The organism is Bartonella sp. AC130YNZD, from assembly GCF_042196865.1.
Lineage (GTDB): Bacteria > Pseudomonadota > Alphaproteobacteria > Rhizobiales > Rhizobiaceae > Bartonella.
Genome location: NZ_JBHIQZ010000139.1, coordinates 1 through 830, shown reverse-complemented (window position 1 = coordinate 830; position 830 = coordinate 1). Strand labels below are relative to the sequence as shown.

Here is an 830-nt window from a genome sequence, read left to right as displayed (position 1 = left end):
CAGAAATAGTCAATTTTCGTATGGCAACTTCTGAAAGCTATACGGATAAAAATACTCATCAAAAAGTAGAGAAAACTGAATGGCACTCCGTGGTGATTTTTAATCCACATTTGGCAAAAATTGCACTTCAATACCTCAACAAAGGTTCAAAGGTTTACGTAGAAGGCAAATTACAGACACGCAAATGGCAAGATAAAAATGGGCATGACCGTTACACAACAGAGATTATTTTACCACAATTCAAAGGCGAGTTGTATTTGCTTGATGCAAAGAAAGATCAATCTGCCCCTTCTTCCGTTACTTCTCAAAGTTATGCTATCGCTTCAGGTGCTCAAGATTATAGAACCGCTCTTAACGATAGCGTCCCATTCTGATTGAAAAAATATGTCAAAAAGAAAAAAACGTGCAAAACGTGGTCGTCCTCGGATTAAAGGATGTATCAGAGAACCAAATGGTCGTATCTCGCGAGCAAAAATACCGCGTGAACCGATTGATAAATTGGCAATTGAAATGCGTGCCAAGCGATTTGGTTTGACCATAGAAGATGCTAAAAATCCGCTTTCCGCTACTTATATCGGACGGCTTTATCTGCAAGGTGTGATTAATCAAGATCAGTATGATGCTGCACAAAAATATTTTGAAGTGAAAAACAATTACCTATGTGCAAAAGCCTTACCAAATGCAATTTATGATGAAATGCCTACAACTTCTGATAACGGAGCAAGAGAGAAATGGGTACAGAAGGCAACAGAACATCTTTTAGCTGTAAAAGATGTTGTTCAAGAAGCTCAATGTTTACACCGTCAATATAACCTTCATGCCGCATTACA

2 protein-coding genes are annotated in these 830 nt (G+C 38.2%); both read left to right on the top strand.

Features of this window, described 5'->3' with window-relative positions; translation table 11 throughout:
* Nucleotides 1-374, top strand: a 374-nt coding sequence (ssb, locus tag ACFINU_RS10150) for a single-stranded DNA-binding protein (RefSeq protein ID WP_375619037.1), incomplete at its 5' end; no start/stop codon positions are given.
* A 10-nt stretch (nucleotides 375-384) separates the two neighbouring features.
* Nucleotides 385-830 (top strand): hypothetical protein (locus ACFINU_RS10145; protein ID WP_375619038.1); only part of this gene is annotated, 446 nt, incomplete at its 3' end.